This window comes from Paraburkholderia flava, assembly GCF_004359985.1.
Lineage (GTDB): Bacteria > Pseudomonadota > Gammaproteobacteria > Burkholderiales > Burkholderiaceae > Paraburkholderia > Paraburkholderia flava.
In genome coordinates this window covers 487,391-503,461 of sequence record NZ_SMRO01000003.1, presented here as the reverse complement: position 1 = coordinate 503,461, position 16,071 = coordinate 487,391, and the positions used below count along the sequence as shown (strand labels likewise).

The 16,071-nt window shown below is 62.4% G+C and carries 21 protein-coding genes and 1 tRNA gene; 10 read left to right on the top strand and 12 right to left on the bottom strand.

Annotated features, from left to right (window positions below; translation table 11 throughout):
* Nucleotides 1-14 precede the first annotated feature (14 nt).
* Complete coding sequence (locus E1748_RS24695) at nt 15-1,304, bottom strand: MFS transporter (RefSeq protein ID WP_133649896.1); 1,290 nt, start codon at nt 1,302-1,304, stop codon at nt 15-17.
* A gap of 220 nt (nt 1,305-1,524) precedes the next feature.
* Here E1748_RS24695 and E1748_RS24690 point away from each other — a divergent pair, with 220 nt between their 5' ends.
* From E1748_RS24690 to E1748_RS24680, 3 genes are all read left to right on the top strand, one after another.
* Entirely contained in the window at nt 1,525-2,481 is a 957-nt protein-coding gene (locus E1748_RS24690; RefSeq protein ID WP_133649895.1) for a LysR family transcriptional regulator, read from the top strand.
* A gap of 136 nt (nt 2,482-2,617) precedes the next feature.
* Entirely contained in the window at nt 2,618-3,346 is a 729-nt protein-coding gene (locus tag E1748_RS24685) for a cytochrome c biogenesis CcdA family protein (RefSeq protein WP_133649894.1), read from the top strand.
* 1 nt (nt 3,347) lies between these two features.
* Nucleotides 3,348-3,905 (top strand): thioredoxin family protein, encoded by a 558-nt coding sequence (locus E1748_RS24680; RefSeq protein WP_133649893.1) that lies wholly within the window; start codon nt 3,348-3,350, stop codon nt 3,903-3,905.
* A 168-nt stretch (nt 3,906-4,073) separates the two neighbouring features.
* Here E1748_RS24680 and E1748_RS24675 read toward each other — a convergent pair whose 3' ends face one another.
* The 3 genes from E1748_RS24675 to E1748_RS24665 all read right to left on the bottom strand — a co-directional run bounded on the left by E1748_RS24675 (nt 4,074) and on the right by E1748_RS24665 (nt 6,203).
* Complete coding sequence (locus tag E1748_RS24675; protein WP_133649892.1) at nt 4,074-4,571, bottom strand: cytochrome P460 family protein; 498 nt, start codon at nt 4,569-4,571, stop codon at nt 4,074-4,076.
* A 26-nt stretch (nt 4,572-4,597) separates the two neighbouring features.
* Nucleotides 4,598-5,629, bottom strand: coding sequence for an alpha/beta fold hydrolase (locus E1748_RS24670; RefSeq protein WP_133649891.1), 1,032 nt, complete (start codon nt 5,627-5,629; stop codon nt 4,598-4,600).
* A 226-nt stretch (nt 5,630-5,855) separates the two neighbouring features.
* Complete coding sequence (locus E1748_RS24665; protein ID WP_133649890.1) at nt 5,856-6,203, bottom strand: DUF4148 domain-containing protein; 348 nt, start codon at nt 6,201-6,203, stop codon at nt 5,856-5,858.
* Between the two features lie 507 nt (nt 6,204-6,710).
* Here E1748_RS24665 and E1748_RS24660 point away from each other — a divergent pair.
* The 4 genes from E1748_RS24660 to E1748_RS24645 all read left to right on the top strand — a co-directional run bounded on the left by E1748_RS24660 (nt 6,711) and on the right by E1748_RS24645 (nt 8,485).
* The gene (locus E1748_RS24660) at nt 6,711-6,947 is read left to right on the top strand and encodes a DUF4148 domain-containing protein (RefSeq protein WP_133649889.1); all 237 of its coding nucleotides are present in this window, start codon (nt 6,711-6,713) and stop codon (nt 6,945-6,947) included.
* A 63-nt stretch (nt 6,948-7,010) separates the two neighbouring features.
* Complete coding sequence (locus tag E1748_RS24655; RefSeq protein ID WP_133649888.1) at nt 7,011-7,304, top strand: hypothetical protein; 294 nt, start codon at nt 7,011-7,013, stop codon at nt 7,302-7,304.
* A 17-nt stretch (nt 7,305-7,321) separates the two neighbouring features.
* The gene (locus E1748_RS24650) at nt 7,322-7,738 is read left to right on the top strand and encodes an organic hydroperoxide resistance protein (protein ID WP_133649887.1); all 417 of its coding nucleotides are present in this window, start codon (nt 7,322-7,324) and stop codon (nt 7,736-7,738) included.
* A gap of 321 nt (nt 7,739-8,059) precedes the next feature.
* Nucleotides 8,060-8,485, top strand: a complete 426-nt coding sequence (locus E1748_RS24645; RefSeq protein WP_240766835.1) for a nuclear transport factor 2 family protein — start codon at nt 8,060-8,062, stop codon at nt 8,483-8,485.
* 31 nt (nt 8,486-8,516) lie between these two features.
* Here the strand turns inward: E1748_RS24645 and E1748_RS24640 are convergent, their stop codons facing one another.
* The 7 genes from E1748_RS24640 to E1748_RS24605 form a co-directional block, all read right to left on the bottom strand.
* Nucleotides 8,517-8,957 (bottom strand): lysozyme inhibitor LprI family protein, encoded by a 441-nt coding sequence (locus tag E1748_RS24640; protein ID WP_133649885.1) that lies wholly within the window; start codon nt 8,955-8,957, stop codon nt 8,517-8,519.
* A 389-nt stretch (nt 8,958-9,346) separates the two neighbouring features.
* Nucleotides 9,347-9,766, bottom strand: coding sequence for a lysozyme inhibitor LprI family protein (locus E1748_RS24630; RefSeq protein ID WP_133649883.1), 420 nt, complete (start codon nt 9,764-9,766; stop codon nt 9,347-9,349).
* A gap of 268 nt (nt 9,767-10,034) precedes the next feature.
* A tRNA-Ala gene (locus tag E1748_RS24625) sits at nt 10,035-10,110 on the bottom strand.
* 57 nt (nt 10,111-10,167) lie between these two features.
* Nucleotides 10,168-10,515, bottom strand: a complete 348-nt coding sequence (locus E1748_RS24620; protein WP_133649882.1) for a c-type cytochrome — start codon at nt 10,513-10,515, stop codon at nt 10,168-10,170.
* A complete protein-coding gene (locus E1748_RS24615) occupies nt 10,512-11,312 on the bottom strand; it encodes a BON domain-containing protein (protein ID WP_133649881.1) in 801 nt (266 codons plus the stop codon). Before E1748_RS24615 ends, E1748_RS24620 begins: the two co-directional genes overlap by 4 nt.
* Before the next feature lie 31 nt (nt 11,313-11,343).
* Entirely contained in the window at nt 11,344-11,931 is a 588-nt protein-coding gene (locus tag E1748_RS24610) for an SIS domain-containing protein (protein WP_133649880.1), read from the bottom strand.
* Between the two features lie 175 nt (nt 11,932-12,106).
* On the bottom strand, nt 12,107-12,565 hold the full coding sequence (locus E1748_RS24605) for a YraN family protein (RefSeq protein ID WP_133649879.1): 459 nt from the start codon (nt 12,563-12,565) through the stop codon (nt 12,107-12,109).
* Between E1748_RS24605 and rsmI the strand changes: the two genes are divergently transcribed.
* Nucleotides 12,564-13,439 (top strand): 16S rRNA (cytidine(1402)-2'-O)-methyltransferase, encoded by an 876-nt coding sequence (gene rsmI / locus E1748_RS24600; RefSeq protein WP_133649878.1) that lies wholly within the window; start codon nt 12,564-12,566, stop codon nt 13,437-13,439. The genes E1748_RS24605 and rsmI overlap by 2 nt on opposite strands.
* A gap of 65 nt (nt 13,440-13,504) precedes the next feature.
* On the opposite strand, the gene E1748_RS24595 is transcribed toward rsmI, so the two are convergent.
* A complete protein-coding gene (locus E1748_RS24595) occupies nt 13,505-14,104 on the bottom strand; it encodes a septal ring lytic transglycosylase RlpA family protein (protein WP_133649877.1) in 600 nt (199 codons plus the stop codon).
* A gap of 622 nt (nt 14,105-14,726) precedes the next feature.
* Here E1748_RS24595 and E1748_RS24585 point away from each other — a divergent pair.
* Nucleotides 14,727-15,371 (top strand): MBL fold metallo-hydrolase, encoded by a 645-nt coding sequence (locus E1748_RS24585; protein ID WP_133649875.1) that lies wholly within the window; start codon nt 14,727-14,729, stop codon nt 15,369-15,371.
* Entirely contained in the window at nt 15,368-16,024 is a 657-nt protein-coding gene (locus E1748_RS24580; protein ID WP_133649874.1) for a 3'-5' exonuclease family protein, read from the top strand. Before E1748_RS24585 ends, E1748_RS24580 begins: the two co-directional genes overlap by 4 nt.
* Nucleotides 16,025-16,071 lie beyond the last annotated feature (47 nt).

The following is a 16,071-nucleotide window of genomic DNA, read 5'->3' as shown; positions in this document are numbered from 1 at the left end:
GCGGTCGATGACCTTCATGCGTTCTCGAACGCCAGCTTGCTCTTCAGAATCAGCACGGCTGCAATCGCAGCGGTCAGCGCCATCACGAGCAGGCCGCCATGCGTGCTGCCTGTCCACGTCTTGATCCAGCCGACGGCGGCCGGTCCCCAGAATCCGCCGGACAGTCCCACCGTATTGATCAATGCGATGCCGCCTGCCGCAGCGGTGCCCTGCACAAGTTGCGACGGAATCGCCCAGAACACCGTGTAGGCCATCCACAGGCACGCGGTGACCAGCGTCAGCGCGACGAGTGTGAGCGTCAGGTTGCCGTCGGCGAACACGGTCGCGATCAGGAAGGCCGCCGCGGCAAGCGCGGGGATCGCGCAGTGGTAGCGTCGTTCGCCGAGCCGGTCGGATCGACGGCCCGCCAGATACATGCAGACGGCTGCCGCCACATAGGGAATCGCCGTGTACCAGCCGAGCCGGATCGTGTCGGTGACGCCTTGCTCTCTGAGCAGTGTCGGCAGCCAGAAACTGATCGCGTAGATCGGAAAGATGATGCTGAAGTAGGCGAACGCGAGCACGTAGACACGCGGACTTCTCAGCACCTCGCGAAACGAATCGGCGCGGTGCACACTCGGTGCCGCTTCGCGCGCCAGCAGCGATTTTTCGTGGTCGTTCAACCAGTGTGCGTCGGCGGGGCGATTCGACAGGATGAACGGCGTCAGCAGGCCGAGCACGATGCACGGCAACCCTTCGACGAGAAACATCCACTGCCAGCCCGCAAGACCCGCCGTGCCGGAAAGACGCGTCATCAGCCACGCCGACACAGGCCCGCCGACAATCCCGCCGAGCGGCCCCGCGACGAACACGAGCGCAATCGCACGCGCCATCCGCGCGGGTCCGTACCAGCACGACAGGTAGTAGATCATCCCAGGCGCGAAGCCGGCTTCGAAGACGCCGAGCAGGAAGCGCATCGCGTAGAAGCCCGGCACGTTACGCACGAACAGCATGCACGCCGACGTGATGCCCCACAGCACGAGGATGCGGCTGAACGTCATCCGCGCACCGACGCGCGGCAGCATCAGGTTGCTCGGCAGTTCGAACAGCACGTAGCCGATGAAGAAGATGCCCGCGCCCACGCCATACGCCGCGTCGGAAAAGCCGAGGGCGGTTTGCATCTGAAGCTTCGCGAACCCGACGTTGACGCGGTCGAGGTACGCGAACATGTAGCAGGCGACGAGAAACGGCAACAGCCGCCAGTCGAGTTTGCTGTAGAGCGCGGCGGATTCGTCGTGTGGGATTGAGGGGTGGATTGCGGACATGTTTTGTCTCCTGTCGACCAGAGTTGGCGCTTCAGCGCTTACTCTGGTCCCATGCCGGAGCAAGGTGCTTTAGCGCCTTGCTCCGGCGTTATTCATTCGCCTTTTTCCAAGGTCGAATTCATCGTCGCAGGGCAACACCGCTCTAGCAATAGCAACTAAGTTCACATATCGTTGCCTGACAGACAACATGGATTCTGGACAGGAGCAAAGGAGCGAAGCGATGCGGGAGATCAACCAACAGCGTCTGCGGTACTTTCACGAGGTGCTCGCGCACGGCACGATTCGCGGCGCGGCCGACAACATCAACACGTCCCCGTCGGTCATCACGCGGCAGATCAGGCTGCTCGAAGACGAACTCGGCACGACACTGTTCGAACGCCAGGCGCGCGGCGTGAAGCCGACCGAAGCCGCCGCGCATCTGCTCGAGTTCTGGCAGGGCTATCGATCGCAGCAGGAAAAGCTCGAAGACCAGCTACATGCGTTAAAAGGCCTGCAGAAAGGACACATCCAGCTCGCGGTCAGCGAGGGCTACGTCGATACGCTCGTCGACGACGTGCTCGCGCCGTTCTGCGCGCAGTACCCTGGGCTTGAGATCGAACTGAACACGCTGGCCGTGGACGCGATCCTCGACGACGTCGCCGAAAGCCGCGCACATATCGGGCTCGCGTATAACCCGCCGCCGCATCCGCGGATCGAGTATCGGGCGAGTTCGCGTCAACCGGTCGTGTTGCTCGCGCGGCGCGATCATCCGCTCGCACGCAAGAAAGGGCCCGCGAGCATCGACGATCTGCGTGCGTACCCGCTCGCGATCATGCCCGCGACGTTCGGCATCGGCCACGTCGTGAAGATGCTGGAGCTGGCCGAGAACGTGACGATCCGCCCCACGCTGACGACGAGTTCGCTCAGCGCGCTCAAGCGCATGGTGACGGTGGAAAACTTCATCACGTTGATCGGCGAATTCGCCGCTTATCGCGAAGTCGCAGCCGGCGAACTGACGACGATCCCGATCGCGCATCCGCTGTTCGAGAACGCGCAGGCACGCGTGCTCGTGAAGACCGGCAGACCGCTCGCGCCGGGGCCACTCGAACTGCTCCGCTGGATTCAGCGGCGCATGCCGATCTTCTCCGCGCCGCCGACACGCGAGTCACGCAAACGGAAGACGCTGCGCCGCTCGTAAAACCACGGCGTTTTGTGTCCCAATGTATCTGTCCCGCTGACAGACACATAACGTTTCACCCGCCCCGTCCGGCCGACACAAGCCAGATACCCGCGGACGTTCCAATACGGCCATACCCGCCACTGGAACGTCCGTCATGCACAACCTCGTCGAAACCCCGCTCGCGCTGCTGGCCGGCCTGCTGACCATCGCATCGCCGTGCATCCTGCCGGTGATGCCGATCCTGCTCGGCACGTCCGTCGAGCGACCTAGCCGTGCGCGGCCGCTGTACATCGTCGCCGGCTTCATCCTGACCTTCGCGTCGTTCGCGATGCTGCTCGGTGCCGTGTCGAGCACGGTCCACGTCGCGCAGCAGGCGTTGCGCAATACGGGGCTCGCGTTGCTGGCGCTGTCGGGTCTGCTGCGTCTGTGGCCGGGCTCGTACGACTGGCTCGTGTCGCGACTGCATGAGCCGCTGCTGCGCATCGGCCACGCGCTGATGCCGCGCGCAAAGAACCCGGCGAAAAGCAGTAACGAGAATTCGAGCGGCTTCGTGCTTGGCATGTCGCTGGGCGCGGTGTGGACGCCGTGCGCGGGCCCTGTGCTCGCGTCGATCCTCGTGCTCGTCGTGAAGGCGCAGGACCTCGGATGGTCGGCGCTGCTGCTCACGCTGTATGCGATCGGTGCGGCCGTGCCGATGCTCGCGATCATCTACGGCGGCCATTACGTGACGCAACGCGTGCGCGTCGTCGCGCGCTATGCGCCGCTGATGCAACGCGTGTTCGGTCTGCTCGTCGTACTCACCGCGCTCGCGATCTATCTCCAGTACGACGTACTGATCTACGCGCGAATCTCCGCTTTTCTCCCTACTTTAAAAGGACTCTGACATGTTCAATCGACTGAAAACCGTGGCCGTCGGTGCGACGCTTGCCGTGGCCGTCGCCGCCGGGTTCGCCGCGATGGCGACAACCGGTACCGCCGCGCCCGCGAGTGCGCTTCAAAGCAATCAGCTTGCGCCCGAATTCACCGGCATCAACCAGTGGCTGAATGGCGACCCGCTGACTCTGCAGAAACTGCGCGGCAAAGTCGTGCTGGTGGATTTCTGGACCTACACCTGCATCAACTGCATCAACACGCTGCCGTACGTGAAAGCGTGGAACGCGAAGTACAAGGACCAGGGGCTCACAGTGATCGGTGTGCATACGCCGGAGTATCCGTTCGAGCGCAACACCGACAACGTAAAGACGGCGATCAAGCGGTTCGGCATCACCTATCCGGTCGCGCAGGATAACGACTACGCGACGTGGAACGCGTATTCGAATCAGTACTGGCCTGCGTTTTATCTGATCGACAAGAGCGGGCACGTCGTCTATACGCATTTTGGTGAGGGCGATTACGACAAGACGGAAGCGGCGATTCGGACGTTGCTGGCGCAGAAGGGGTGAGTTGTTCGTCGTGTGGTTGTGGCGACGAGGGTGGCCCGGTTTTCGATGGCGTCGCGTGAGCGGGGGCTGTCGGAGACCGGGCTTTTTGTTTGAGGCTTGAGGTCCGCGCAAAGAATCGAGGCGCTTTCGCGCCTCGATTTTCATTGCTTCATTTCAGGTAAATTTTCATCAAGGCGCGAAACGCGTGAACACGTAATCGCGATCCTTCACGCGCGCTGCGTGACACGCGAAACACGTCTGATGCTGGGCCTCGTCGACCGGCTGTCCGTTGACGAAGCGGCCAAAACCCCAGCCGCCCGTCGACGCATAACGTCGCGAGTCCTTCACCATCACCTGCACCGTCGTCGGTTGCCCGGGCACGGTCGCCGGCTCGAAATCGGGCGACTGCTTGCGCTTGTACGCGAGCTTCACGAGGATCGTTCCGTCGGGATACGGCAGCGTCGAACTCTCGATTGCCTTGATCGCCTTCGGGTTGCCGAGTATGACGCGCAGCTCGTCGAGTGGCGCCGCTTCTATCGACGGCGCAATCATCTCCCACTTCCTGTAACCGTCGGGAATCGTGACGCCATAGATCGGCGAAGGCGCGGACTTCGGTGTCTCCGCCGACGCGTGATGCGCGACAACGGAAAGCAGAAGCGCGACGTGTGCAGCACGGATGGTTCGCATGGGTGACTCCTGTTCTCGTGTACCGGTTAAAACCGCGCGACGTCGATGACCGCATCGGCGAATGCCTTCGGTGCTTCCTGCGGCAGGTTGTGGCCGATGCCGCCGCCGATGTTCCGGTGCGCATAGCGGCCCGTGAACTTCTTCGCGTAGGCAGCGGGCTCGGGATGCGGCGCGCCGTTCGCGTCGCCTTCCATCGTGATCGTCGGAACGGAAATGGTCGGCGCCATCGCGAGACGCTTTTCGAGGTCGTCGTATTGCGGCTCGCCCTGTGCGATGCCGAGTCGCCAGCGGTAGTTGTGAATCACCACTGCGACGTGATCGGGATTGTCGAACGATGCAGCGGTGCGCGCGAACGTCGCATCGTCGAAATTCCATTTCGGCGATGCCGCATGCCAGATCAGTTTGTTGAACGCGTTGCGATTTGCTTCGTAGCCCGCCCGACCGCGCTCCGTGGCGAAGTAAAACTGATACCACCACGACAGTTCCGCTTTCGGCGGCAGCGGCGTGCGGCCCGCGTCCTGGTTGCCGATCAGATAACCGCTCACCGACACCATCGCCTTGCAGCGTTCCGGCCACAGCGCCGCGATGATGTTGACCGTGCGTGCGCCCCAGTCGAAGCCCCCGAAAATCGCCTTGTCGATTTTCAGCGCGTCCATCAGCGCGATGATGTCGACGGCGAGCACCGATTGCTGACCGTTGCGCGGCGTATCCGCCGACAGAAAGCGCGTCGTGCCAAAACCGCGCAGGTACGGCACGATCACGCGATAACCCGCCGCAGCGAGCAGCGGCGTCACTTCGACGAAGCTGTAAATGTCGTAGGGCCAGCCGTGCAGCAGGATCACGACGGGTCCATTCTGCGGACCGGCTTCCGCGTAGCCCATGCTCAGCGTGCCGATATCGACCTGCTTCAGACTGCCGAACGAAACCGCGCGCGGTGTCGAATCCTGGCCGATAGTCTGCGCATTCGCGAGTCCGCTGAGTCCCAGCTCAAGCAAGCTGAGACCAGCGACGGTCGTGCCGAGGAGGCGCCGACGTCGAGTATTGATCGGGTCATGCATGATTGACTCTCCTGATGATCGTGTGTGTTTGTTGAAAGACCCGCGCGCTTTCGAGAAAACAGAAACGCATCCGGCTTTTGTGCCGTGAGCAAACGGGTAGAGGAAACCGGCAATGCGCTGAACGTGTGCGCGTTGTGGTTGAGTCGAAACGACGCGAGGTGTGGCCGGAAGAATGAAGGCCCGCGAACCTCGCGCCTGTTGCTACTGGTACGACTACAGCTGGAAATTACGGCTTCGCGTAGATCGGACCGAGACCGATCACGTCCGACTCGGACTGCGCCTGCGACAGGTGCATCACATGCGAAGAGCCCGATGCCGACGAACCTGCCATCGACGGACCATACGACGACGCAGTCACATCGCCCTGTGCGTTCTGCGCATTCAGACGCGCTTCGGCGGCGAGGATGTTCTGCGGGTACTGCGTTTGATCGGTCGACGGGTTGTAACCGGCCTTCTGCAACGCGACGAGTTCCGCACGAACTTCTGCACGGGTAACAGGATGGCTCGACTGTGCGAACGAAAGAGCCGGGAGTGCAACGACAGCAGCAACGACGAGCGATTGAATGAGTTTCATGATGTACACCTCAAGGTAATGAATGTCTTCCTGCGCAAACGCCCGTTTGCGCTTTCGGTCAGTGAAGCCAGTTCGGCTGGCGTGGAAGCATTAGAACCAGAGGACGTATCTGGTTTATGTCGATAAAGTCCGTCGGTGCAACGTTATGTAACGCTCAACGTTGTAGATACAGTGCGATACAAAGAGGCGATAAAACGTGGCCTCTCGATGCGCTTCGGTTTGCGCTTCGCTTCGCGCTTTGCTTCGTATACGCAGCTATCTCCCGCGCTCATCCTGATCTCACCGATCGCCGCCGTGTCCGTTCATGCACGACGACTCACTCGATTTGTTTCTCAATGTGTACGCCGTTCGAACGGATACACAGCATTGCAATAAGCCGCTCTCCTGAAACAAGCCAGATACCTCCGCTCGCTTTAATGCATCAACGACGGAATCTGGCTCACGCAACAAGCCTTCAGATCTCCGGGCGGATTTTCTCTCTCTGTTAAACCGTTCAAGGAGAACGACATGAAAGTAACGATGACTGCACTGGCTCTGAGTTTTGCCGCTTTCGCCGCAACGGCCCCCGCTCATGCAGCGAACGCTGTCGATGCGAACGCCGCTCACTACACCACGCAACAGACGCAGGACTGGAGCGCGATCCAGACCGCACCGAAGACGCGTGCGCAGGTTCGCGCGGAGCTGGTGCGTGCACAGCATGACGGCGAGTTGGCTGCGGTCAAGGATCTGTATCGCGGCGGTTGAATCTGCTTCGTTCGATCGAGATAGATCGCGTTCTGCTCACTCACTACTTATAGAGGTTTCATCATGATCAAGCGTCTCTTCGTTGCCGCGCTCGTCGCTGCGAGTGCTGCTGTTGCAGCACCTGCTTTCGCAAGCGGCTATGGTCCCGCTCCGTACTACAACCCACTGGCCGGCGCGCCCGTATCGCAACGCGGCCAAAGCGTGCAGACGTTCCGCGCAGAACAGGCCGAGTTGATGGCTCGCGCGGACGTCGCGGCGCAGTCGTACGGTGGCACCCGCGATATGACGTCGGAGTCCGGCGCTCGTGTCGTGCGCGTCGTGCGCGACACCGAGCCTTCGCCCTTCGCCCATCACTAACCGATTCGATACCGACCATGAACCAGACAGACAAAGTGCTCTACACCGCCAAGACCCACACGACCGGCGGCCGCGACGGCACGTCGCGCAGTTCGGATGACCGCCTCGACGTGCAGCTGTCCGCCCCTGGCAGCTCGCTGCCCGGCACCAATCCCGAACAGTTGCTCGCCGCAGGATGGTCCGCATGCTTTATCGGTGCAATGCGTCGAGCCGCGCAGAAGATGAAGATCGAGCTGCCGCGTGACGTCTCCGTCGATGCGGAAATCGATCTCGTCACGAACGACGACGGCTTCTTTTTGCAGGCTCGACTGAACGTCAGCCTGCCGGGCATCGACACCGAAGTCGCGCAGGCCGTCGCGGATGCGGCGCATCAGATTTGTCCGTATTCGAAGGCCACGCGCGGAAATATCGACGTTGTGATCACGGCGGTTTAACGCGGCTTGATCGATGTCCGACGCCGGTTCGTTGTCGACCGGCTCCGTGAACACGCGCCCGCGCAATAAGGGTGGACATTTTGCTGCGTGCGAAGAGCCTGCGCTTTTTGCCGGCGAGGTTCGGGCAGCGCTTCGAACACTGCGGTAGGGGGATTTGAGTACGGCGGTTGTTTTCTGTGCGAGGCATCGAGGATGCGCGTCCAGTATGATCGGAGGCGCTGTTCAGTTCCCCGAATCCAGACGTTGCTCTGTCGCCCCGTTGCCCTACACAGTGAGGACCGCCCGATGAAATTCATCCCTGCTTTTCTTGCGCTGGTGCTGATGGTTTCGAATGCTCCAGCGGCCTTTGCGCACGATACCGCGAAAGAAGCCCGTAACAAGGAAGTCGTGCTGGCGTTCTACGAAAAAGGCTTGAATCAGAAAGATGCGGATGCCGCGCTGAAGTATGTCGGGCCACGGTATACGCAGCACAATCCATTGGCTGCCGATGGGCCTGAAGGCTTTCGGAAGGTCATCGAATATCTGAAGGAGAAGTACCCGAACTCGCATAGCGAGATCACCAAGGTATTCACCGATGGCGACTATGTGATCCTGCACGTGCATGCGGTGCGCGAACCGGGCGCGTCGCGTGGTCTTGCGATCGTCGATATCTTCAAGCTCGAGGACTCGAAAATCGTCGAGCATTGGGACGTGATTCAGCCGATTCCCGAGAAGTCGGCGAATGGGAATTCGATGTTTGAGGAGTGAGGCTTTTGCTGGCGTTGTCGCGTGGGCGGGTTCAGTTTCCGCCGTTCGCGGTGAGAATGCCTTCCAGCAGATTCGCCTGATCGGCCAGTGACTTCAGCAGAAAGCCGGAGCTGACGATGTAGACCACCTGGCCGTTCGAGCCGCCGTTCTCCTGCAGCAACGCGTACGTGTTGTCCCGCCATTGCACCCAGTCTTTTTGCGCCTTGTTCAGCTTGTCGATCGATGCGGGGTCGTTGGCCCACATCTTCAGGATCTTGTTGTAGGCGGTGTTGATTCGGGCTTTCTGGAATTTGACCTCGGCTTCGTCGCAGCGGGCGGTAGCGGATTGGTCGTAGAAGCCCGGGGGGCCGGCTTTTTTAACGCAGGCTGCGTAGTCTTTTGAGTAAGGGCTGTTTGCGGATGCAGGCTCGGCGCTCCATGTCTGGGTGGAGGCGACGGCGAGTAGCAGGAGGAGGGAGAGGCGCGTTTTCATCGAGCGGTTCTTTGGTCTATCGAATGCGCTGTGCGGTGCGGTGCGGTTCGGTTTCTTTCAGAGCAGCTGCCGACGATGCGCGCTCTCCCTCGTTCATTACAGCGCCTTTTGAACGGTCCGCGCCGAGTTGGAAATGTCCTGACCCGCGCCGGCTACGGTGTTGCAGCCAAGCAGGGAAACTGCGGCGCCCATCAGAAGGGCGAGTGCTACGAAGCGCTTTAACATGAATACCTCCCGGTTTGTGGTTTAGCTGGTCCAGTCCAAGGCTGGAATCGAACGTCCTGGAAATGTTGGACGTCGCTCCGGCTCGTAGGTGATGGGGATTTTACTTCTTCGCGGCACGGGAACGCTCGTTATCGCGGGCCACCCCAAGCTCGAGATCGCTACCGTCAGTCGGGGTTCGCATAGGTTCGAAGTGTCATCACCCGTTTGCGAACCATGTCGACGTTATCGGCAATGAGCGTGACGCGAGTCAGCGTGCCGTACTTCCCGTTACCGATGATGAATTCCTGACGCTGAAAGGCCGTATCGGCGTCGCGGAAAGCCACCCATTGACGCTGTGCCGCGCGAAGCCGGTCACGCGATGCCGGGTCGAGCGATCGGGACAATTGATCGTAGGTACGGTTCAGCTCTTTGTCCCAGGCTGCGTAGGCCTTGCCATAACATTCGACCATCCCTGCAGTGGTTTCATTTTCCTTTTGCGCAAGGCAGGTCTGCAGAGCGTTATCGATCGGCTCGGTTTCTGCTGCCCCGCAGGGGGAAATGGAAAGCGCGATCAGGCCGGCAACAACGATGTACTTTGCGAGCATGGCGGGAGGGCTGACTTTCAAGGTTGCAGGGAACGGCTGTTCAATTCCGGATGCTTGCTGCGGAGCATATCACCGGCTGTTGTGCTTTTTTGTCGAGGCGAATGCAGTGGGGTTGTCTCCTCGTTCGCGCTGTTGAGAGCGTGGAGATTTCGCGATCGAAGCAACGCAGAGGTTCGGACATTCCCTCGGCATGGAACCGCAAAGAAAAAACCCCGCTAGCCTGACGGCCAGCGGGGTTTTCGAATACGGCAGAACTTCTAATATTCGTTGGTGGAGCGGATGAGGATCGAACTCACGACCTTCGCATTGCGAACGCGACGCTCTCCCAGCTGAGCTACCGCCCCAACGAAGCTGCGATTCTAGCACAACGTATTTCCGTTTTGCCAAGCCCCGGGGGCCGATCACTTCGCCGGCGCGCCCGCCAATACCCAGCCGACGACAACCCGGATATCCGCCTCGCTCATCGAAGGATGGGAGGGCATCGGGATCACACCCCACACGCCCGATCCACCGTCCTTGACCTTGCGCTCGAGCTTGCCCTGAGCCTGCAGATCGCCCCGATATTTCGCGGCGATCTGCTGAAACGCAGGGCCGACGAGCTTGCGATCCACCGCATGACAACCCATGCACGCATTGCGACTCGCGACGAGTTGCCCGGCCGGTACATCGGCCGCACGAGCAACCGAAGAACCAGCCAGCAACGCGACGCTCAATACAAAAACCGCGCGCCTCAAAACCGCCACGCTCATTGCTTCGGCGCGGCCGGATTGCCAGGATGCACGGCGCCCGAACTCGTCACCGGCGCGGGGGATTGCTGATCGAGCGGACGCGCGCTCACCGTTGAATCCGGTATCGCGCTGGTCGTCGGTTCGCTCACGGCCGGTACGGATGCCGCATCCGGCGCCGAGACCGTCGATGCCGCCACCGCAGCGGCCGCCGCTTCCGGCGACTGGATGTACTGGAACACCTTCACGACCTGCACGACACCCGGCACGCGGCTCGCCGCATCGGCGCCGCGATTCCCTTCGTCGACGGTCACGAGGCCCAGCAGATAGATGATGCCGCGCTCGCACACCACCTTGAAGTTGTTCGCGGACAGATTCTTCTCGCCGATCAGCGCGGTCTTCACGCGGCCTTCGAGATACGTGTCGTTGGTCCGCGATGAGAACGAGCTGGCCGGCTGCACCGCGAGTTCGTTGGCGATCGAGTTGACGTTGTTCAGTCCGCGGATCATCGTCTCGGCTTTCTGCTTCGACGCATCGTCCGGTACTTCGCCGGTGATCAGCACGCGCCGGTTGAACACGGTGACGTTGGTGTGCGCCGCGTCGGGCAGGTTGTTGCTGAGCTGCGCCAGCGCCTTCACCTGGATCTCGCGGTCTTCGGTCTGCGCGCCGAGCGTGCGCCGGTCGGTCGCCATCAGCGCGCCGCCGCCCGCCGCGCCGGCGACAGCCAGCACACAGCCCTGTAACGTCGCGGCCAGTCCGGCCGCGAGGCTCACCACGAGCGTGGTCCGTACAAGCGTTTTTCTGACGCGGTATGCGCTCATCAACTAGCTCTCCTTCTGGGTCAATTCCGGGTCAATCTTCGCCGAGCAACATGGCATCGATGCCGTCGCACAGGCAGTGAATGGTCAGCAAATGGATTTCCTGGATGCGCGCGGCGCGTGCCGTCGGTACGCACAGGTGGACGTCGGTATCTATCAGCGCTTCGCCGATCGAACCGCCGTCGCCGGCAGTCAGCGCGACGACGGTCATCTCGCGTTCGTGCGCATCGTCGATTGCGGCGCGGACGTTTGCGGCGTCACCCGATGCGTCGATCGCGAGCAGCACGTCGCCCAGCTGACCGAGCGCGCGTACCTGTTTCGCGAAGATCTGCTCGAACGCTTCGGCGTTGGCGATCGCGGTCAGCACGATGGCATCGGCGGAGAGCGCGATGGCCGGCAACGCCGGCCGTTCGCGCTCGAATCCACCGACGAGCAGCGCGGCAAAGTACTGCGCGCCGGCAGCCGACGCGCCGTTGCCGCACGCGAGAATGCGATTGCCGTTGGCAAGCGCGGCGAACATCGTGTCGATGGCCGCGGCGATCGGCATCGACAGCGTTTCCAGGGCTTCGAGTTGCACAGCCGCGCTGTCGCGGAAGTGCTGTTGAATGCGTTCGACTGACATCGACTCTCTATCGTCTACTGCGTGAGCGGCCGCCTCGCGCGCGGCCTGTGTCTTGGGACAGGGTGCTCAGGGACGACGCTGGGTCAGCGTCGTCTTTGTACCGGCGGGCGCGATGAAACGCATCGGCCCCTGTGCGTCCGCAAGTTTAGCGTACTCGCGCGCGGTATCCGGAGCTTTAGCGGTCGTCGGCGCGAAATGCGTCGCGCAGCCAGACGAGTCGTCCGCTTTCGAACGCGACGACGTCGAACCGGCAGGCCGGCGTGGAGTCACCGCAACCCGCGATGCCGCCGGCAAGAACATGCTCGGCCGCACGCAGCAGCCGCTGTCGCTTGTGCCAGCCGACGCTCGCAGCAGCGCCGCCGTAACCGCGCCGCGTACGCGCGCGCACTTCGACGAACACGAGCGTGCCGTCGCGGTCGCGCATCACGAGGTCGATCTCGCCGCCGCGACACGTCACGTTGCGTGCCACGAAGCGTAGTCGCTGCTGCTGAAGAAACGTGAGCGCTCGTGCTTCGAATGCGGCGCCGACGGATCGTGTCGCTTGTCTGTCCGGTGACGTTGCATCGTCCGGAGCGCCTGCGCCCGCGTGGCACAATGGCGGCCTTGCTTTATCTGTCTGCGTGTTCCGTCCCATGACTCCCCTTTCCGAACTCGCACAAGGCCAGCAGTACCCCGCGTCCGCGCTCTACGTCGTCGCGACGCCGATCGGCAACGTCGCCGACATCACGTTGCGCGCGCTGCACGTGCTCGGACTCGCGGACCGCATCGCCGCAGAGGACACGCGCAACACCGGTCAACTGCTCGCGCGCTACGGCATCTCGAAGCCGCTCGTCGCCGTGCATCAGCACAACGAGCGCGCGGCCGCGCAACGCATCGTCGAGTATCTGCAGGCCGGCGAGCGCGTCGCTTATGTGTCCGACGCGGGGACGCCCGGTATTTCCGATCCCGGTGCCAAGCTCGTCGACGCTGTGCGCGAGGCCGGTTTTCCGGTCGTGCCGTTGCCAGGCGCGAGCGCGCTCGCCACCGCGCTGAGTGCAGCCGGCGACTGGGCAGAGCAATTTTCTTTTCTCGGCTTCCTGCCGCCGAAGACGAAGCAGCGCGCGACCGCCCTTCAAGCGCTCGCCACGCATCCGTATGCGATGGTGTTCTACGAAGCGCCGCATCGAATCGTCGAAACCGTCACTGCGCTCGCTGAAGCATTCGGCGGCGAACGACGTCTGTTGATCGCCCGCGAGCTGACGAAATTACATGAGACGCTGCACTGCTGCACCCTGGCCGAAGGGCCAACGTGGCTCGCAGAAGATCCGAACCGGCAGCGCGGCGAATTCGTCGTGATCGTGGAAGGGAAGGGATCGCAAGCGGCCGACGACGAACACAGTCACGACGCGCTGCTGGGTGTGCTGCTGGAGGAGTTGTCGGTGAGCAGCGCCGTGCGGGTGGCTGCATCGATCACCGGCGCGTCGCGCAACGTACTGTACGCACGCGCGCTCGCGCTCGGAAAAAACTGAAGGGCCGCAAAAGCGGCCCTTCAGAGGTATTTCAAGACACAGCGCGGGACGGAACCCGCCACCGCTTACTTCTCGGAATTCGCCGCGAGCGTCTCATTACGCGCAGCTCGCGCTTCCTGCTGACTCAATCCTTCAATCTTCACGCGCGCCGTGCCGGCATGCTGCAGATCGAGTTCGCGCGCAGCCGCCAAGGACAAATCGATTATGCGGCCGCGTGCGTACGGTCCGCGATCGTTGATCCGCACGACCACCGAGCGCGACGTCGCCGGATTGGTCACGCGCACGTACGAGCCCATCGGCAGCGTGCGGTGCGCAGCGGTCAGCGCGTGCATGTCGTAGCGCTCGCCGTTCGCGGTGCGCCGGCCATGGAAGCGGCCGCCGTACCACGACGCGCGACCGGTCTGACGGAAGTCGGCCACGTTCGGGCCATCCGTCAGCGGTTCGGCATCGGACAGCGATTTGTCGGACTTGTCGTTTGCGGAGACGTCGGGCGTCGGCACCGCGAACGCGCCGCCGTAAGCGACCGGCGCGGCCGTCGAGCGGGCGCTCTTCGTGCTGAGCGCCGGGTTGGCGGCCTGATCGGCGGGGCCTGGAGGCATCGCGCAACCGCTCAGCACAAAAAAGGCAAAAAGACTCCCGATACGTCGGGACAACCGAGTTTTCATAAGACGTGCATCACATTGTCGAGCCGCATCACGCGATAGCTGCGTGTTGCATGCGACTCCGGCGGCAAGGCGAAACCAACGGCTGTGCAAAGCGCAGCGCGTCGAAGCCCGGATGCGGCACATTCAGCCGCTACCGCACGGTTAGTTTTCACGTCTGGCGCAACCTGTCCCCGGCAGCCTGACCAGACCCCACATGCCGCCATCGAACGTGGCAAACACGTTCTTGGGCACCGAAACAACCGGTACGCAGGAACGGCGGCGTAGGCCCCATCCAGCGTCACGGCAGCGAGGCCGTAGCAGGCGCGTGGCGCCTGGCTGGACAAGACGTGTGCATCGAACGGATCGATGCTGAGTTTGCCGTCGACTAACCGACGGCACTTGCTTGACGGTGCCCGCCGCGCCCTTTCGGACCGGTGGCGATCACCTGGTTGATGGCGCGGCTTCCGCGCACAATGGTCGCCATTATACCCAAAACACATTCCCCGGCTCCCAAACGCCTGATCCGGTTGATGAATTCTTGCTATTGCTGAAGAAATGAGCATTGGCCATCGACCTTTCGGCCAACCGGCGGCCGCGCGATACGGCCGGTACAATCGCAGTTTTTGCAGCCGCGCCCGCCCCGATGAAAGTCACATTGATCCCGGTCACTCCGTTCCAGCAGAACTGCTCGTTGCTCGTTTGCGAGGCGACCGGCCGCGCAGCCGTCGTCGATCCAGGCGGCGATCTCGATCGCATCCAGAACGAGGTCGCGCGGCAATCGGTCGAAGTCGAAAAGGTGTTGCTGACGCACGGTCACATCGATCACTGCGCGGGCGCGAAAACGCTCGCCGCGCATTACGGCGTGCCGATCGAAGGCCCGCATCCGGACGAGCGCTTCTGGCTCGACCAGTTGCCGGCACAGAGCACGCGCTTCGGCTTTCCTGCTGCCGAGGCATTCGCACCGGACCGCTGGCTCGACGACGGCGACACCGCGCAGTTCGGCGACACGCTGCTCGAGGTCTATCACTGCCCCGGTCACACGCCCGGACACATCGTGTTTTTCAGTCGCGAGCATCGGCTGGCACTGGTCGGCGACGTGCTGTTCGCCGGCTCGATCGGGCGCACCGATTTTCCGCGCGGCAATCACGGCGACCTGATCCGTTCGATCCGCGAAAAACTCTGGCCGCTCGGCGACGACGTGACGTTCGTGCCCGGTCACGGCCCGACGTCGACGTTCGGTGTAGAACGCCGCAGCAACCCGTATGTCGCGGACGGAGTCAGCGCATGAGCTCGGAGATCTACGTCAGCACCGATGTCGAAGCGGATGGTCCGATCCCCGGCCCGCATTCGATGCTGAGTTTCGCGTCGGCCGCGTACACCGAGGACAAGCGCCTCGTCGCCACGTTCTCGGCGAATCTGGAGTTGCTCGAAGGCGCGGCGCCGCATCCGGTGCAGGCCGCGTGGTGGAAGACCCAGCCCGAAGCATGGGCCGCGTGCCGGCTCGACCTGCAGCAGCCCGAGGCCGCGCTGATCGCCTACGTCGACTGGGTCGAGGCGTTGCCCGGCAAGCCGGTGTTCGTCGCGATGCCGGCGGGTTTCGATTTCACGTTCATGTTCTGGTACATGATGCGTTTCGTCGGACGCTGTCCGTTCTCGTGGTCGGCGCTCGACATCAAGACGCTCGCCTTCGCGATGACCGGGCTGCCTTATCGCAAGTGCATCAAGCCGCGTCTGCCGAAGCACTGGTTCGACGATCACCCGCACACCCACGTCGCGCTCGACGACGCGATCGAGCAAGGCGCGCTCTTCTGCAACATGCTCGCCGAGCTGCGCGCGTCGCAGGCTGCGGGCACTATTGCCGCCAATGACGCAGCGCCCGATGCGACCGGAACTGATGGGGACGGCTCAGCACAAAAAGCCGCCGACAGCGGAGCAAATTAGGTAATCTCCCTCGTAAGGGACGGTATACATTGCGTTTCGTTTTTGCG

Coding starts and splice junctions, on each gene's coding strand:
- E1748_RS24695 (WP_133649896.1), bottom strand. CDS start 1,304: ATGTCCGCAATCCACCCCTCAATCCCACACGACGAATCCGCCGCGCTC.
- E1748_RS24690 (WP_133649895.1), top strand. CDS start 1,525: ATGCGGGAGATCAACCAACAGCGTCTGCGGTACTTTCACGAGGTGCTC.
- E1748_RS24685 (WP_133649894.1), top strand. CDS start 2,618: ATGCACAACCTCGTCGAAACCCCGCTCGCGCTGCTGGCCGGCCTGCTG.
- E1748_RS24680 (WP_133649893.1), top strand. CDS start 3,348: ATGTTCAATCGACTGAAAACCGTGGCCGTCGGTGCGACGCTTGCCGTG.
- E1748_RS24675 (WP_133649892.1), bottom strand. CDS start 4,571: ATGCGAACCATCCGTGCTGCACACGTCGCGCTTCTGCTTTCCGTTGTC.
- E1748_RS24670 (WP_133649891.1), bottom strand. CDS start 5,629: ATGCATGACCCGATCAATACTCGACGTCGGCGCCTCCTCGGCACGACC.
- E1748_RS24665 (WP_133649890.1), bottom strand. CDS start 6,203: ATGAAACTCATTCAATCGCTCGTCGTTGCTGCTGTCGTTGCACTCCCG.
- E1748_RS24660 (WP_133649889.1), top strand. CDS start 6,711: ATGAAAGTAACGATGACTGCACTGGCTCTGAGTTTTGCCGCTTTCGCC.
- E1748_RS24655 (WP_133649888.1), top strand. CDS start 7,011: ATGATCAAGCGTCTCTTCGTTGCCGCGCTCGTCGCTGCGAGTGCTGCT.
- E1748_RS24650 (WP_133649887.1), top strand. CDS start 7,322: ATGAACCAGACAGACAAAGTGCTCTACACCGCCAAGACCCACACGACC.
- E1748_RS24645 (WP_240766835.1), top strand. CDS start 8,060: ATGGTTTCGAATGCTCCAGCGGCCTTTGCGCACGATACCGCGAAAGAA.
- E1748_RS24640 (WP_133649885.1), bottom strand. CDS start 8,957: ATGAAAACGCGCCTCTCCCTCCTCCTGCTACTCGCCGTCGCCTCCACC.
- E1748_RS24630 (WP_133649883.1), bottom strand. CDS start 9,766: ATGCTCGCAAAGTACATCGTTGTTGCCGGCCTGATCGCGCTTTCCATT.
- E1748_RS24620 (WP_133649882.1), bottom strand. CDS start 10,515: ATGAGCGTGGCGGTTTTGAGGCGCGCGGTTTTTGTATTGAGCGTCGCG.
- E1748_RS24615 (WP_133649881.1), bottom strand. CDS start 11,312: ATGAGCGCATACCGCGTCAGAAAAACGCTTGTACGGACCACGCTCGTG.
- E1748_RS24610 (WP_133649880.1), bottom strand. CDS start 11,931: ATGTCAGTCGAACGCATTCAACAGCACTTCCGCGACAGCGCGGCTGTG.
- rsmI (WP_133649878.1), top strand. CDS start 12,564: ATGACTCCCCTTTCCGAACTCGCACAAGGCCAGCAGTACCCCGCGTCC.
- E1748_RS24605 (WP_133649879.1), bottom strand. CDS start 12,565: ATGGGACGGAACACGCAGACAGATAAAGCAAGGCCGCCATTGTGCCAC.
- E1748_RS24595 (WP_133649877.1), bottom strand. CDS start 14,104: ATGAAAACTCGGTTGTCCCGACGTATCGGGAGTCTTTTTGCCTTTTTT.
- E1748_RS24585 (WP_133649875.1), top strand. CDS start 14,727: ATGAAAGTCACATTGATCCCGGTCACTCCGTTCCAGCAGAACTGCTCG.
- E1748_RS24580 (WP_133649874.1), top strand. CDS start 15,368: ATGAGCTCGGAGATCTACGTCAGCACCGATGTCGAAGCGGATGGTCCG.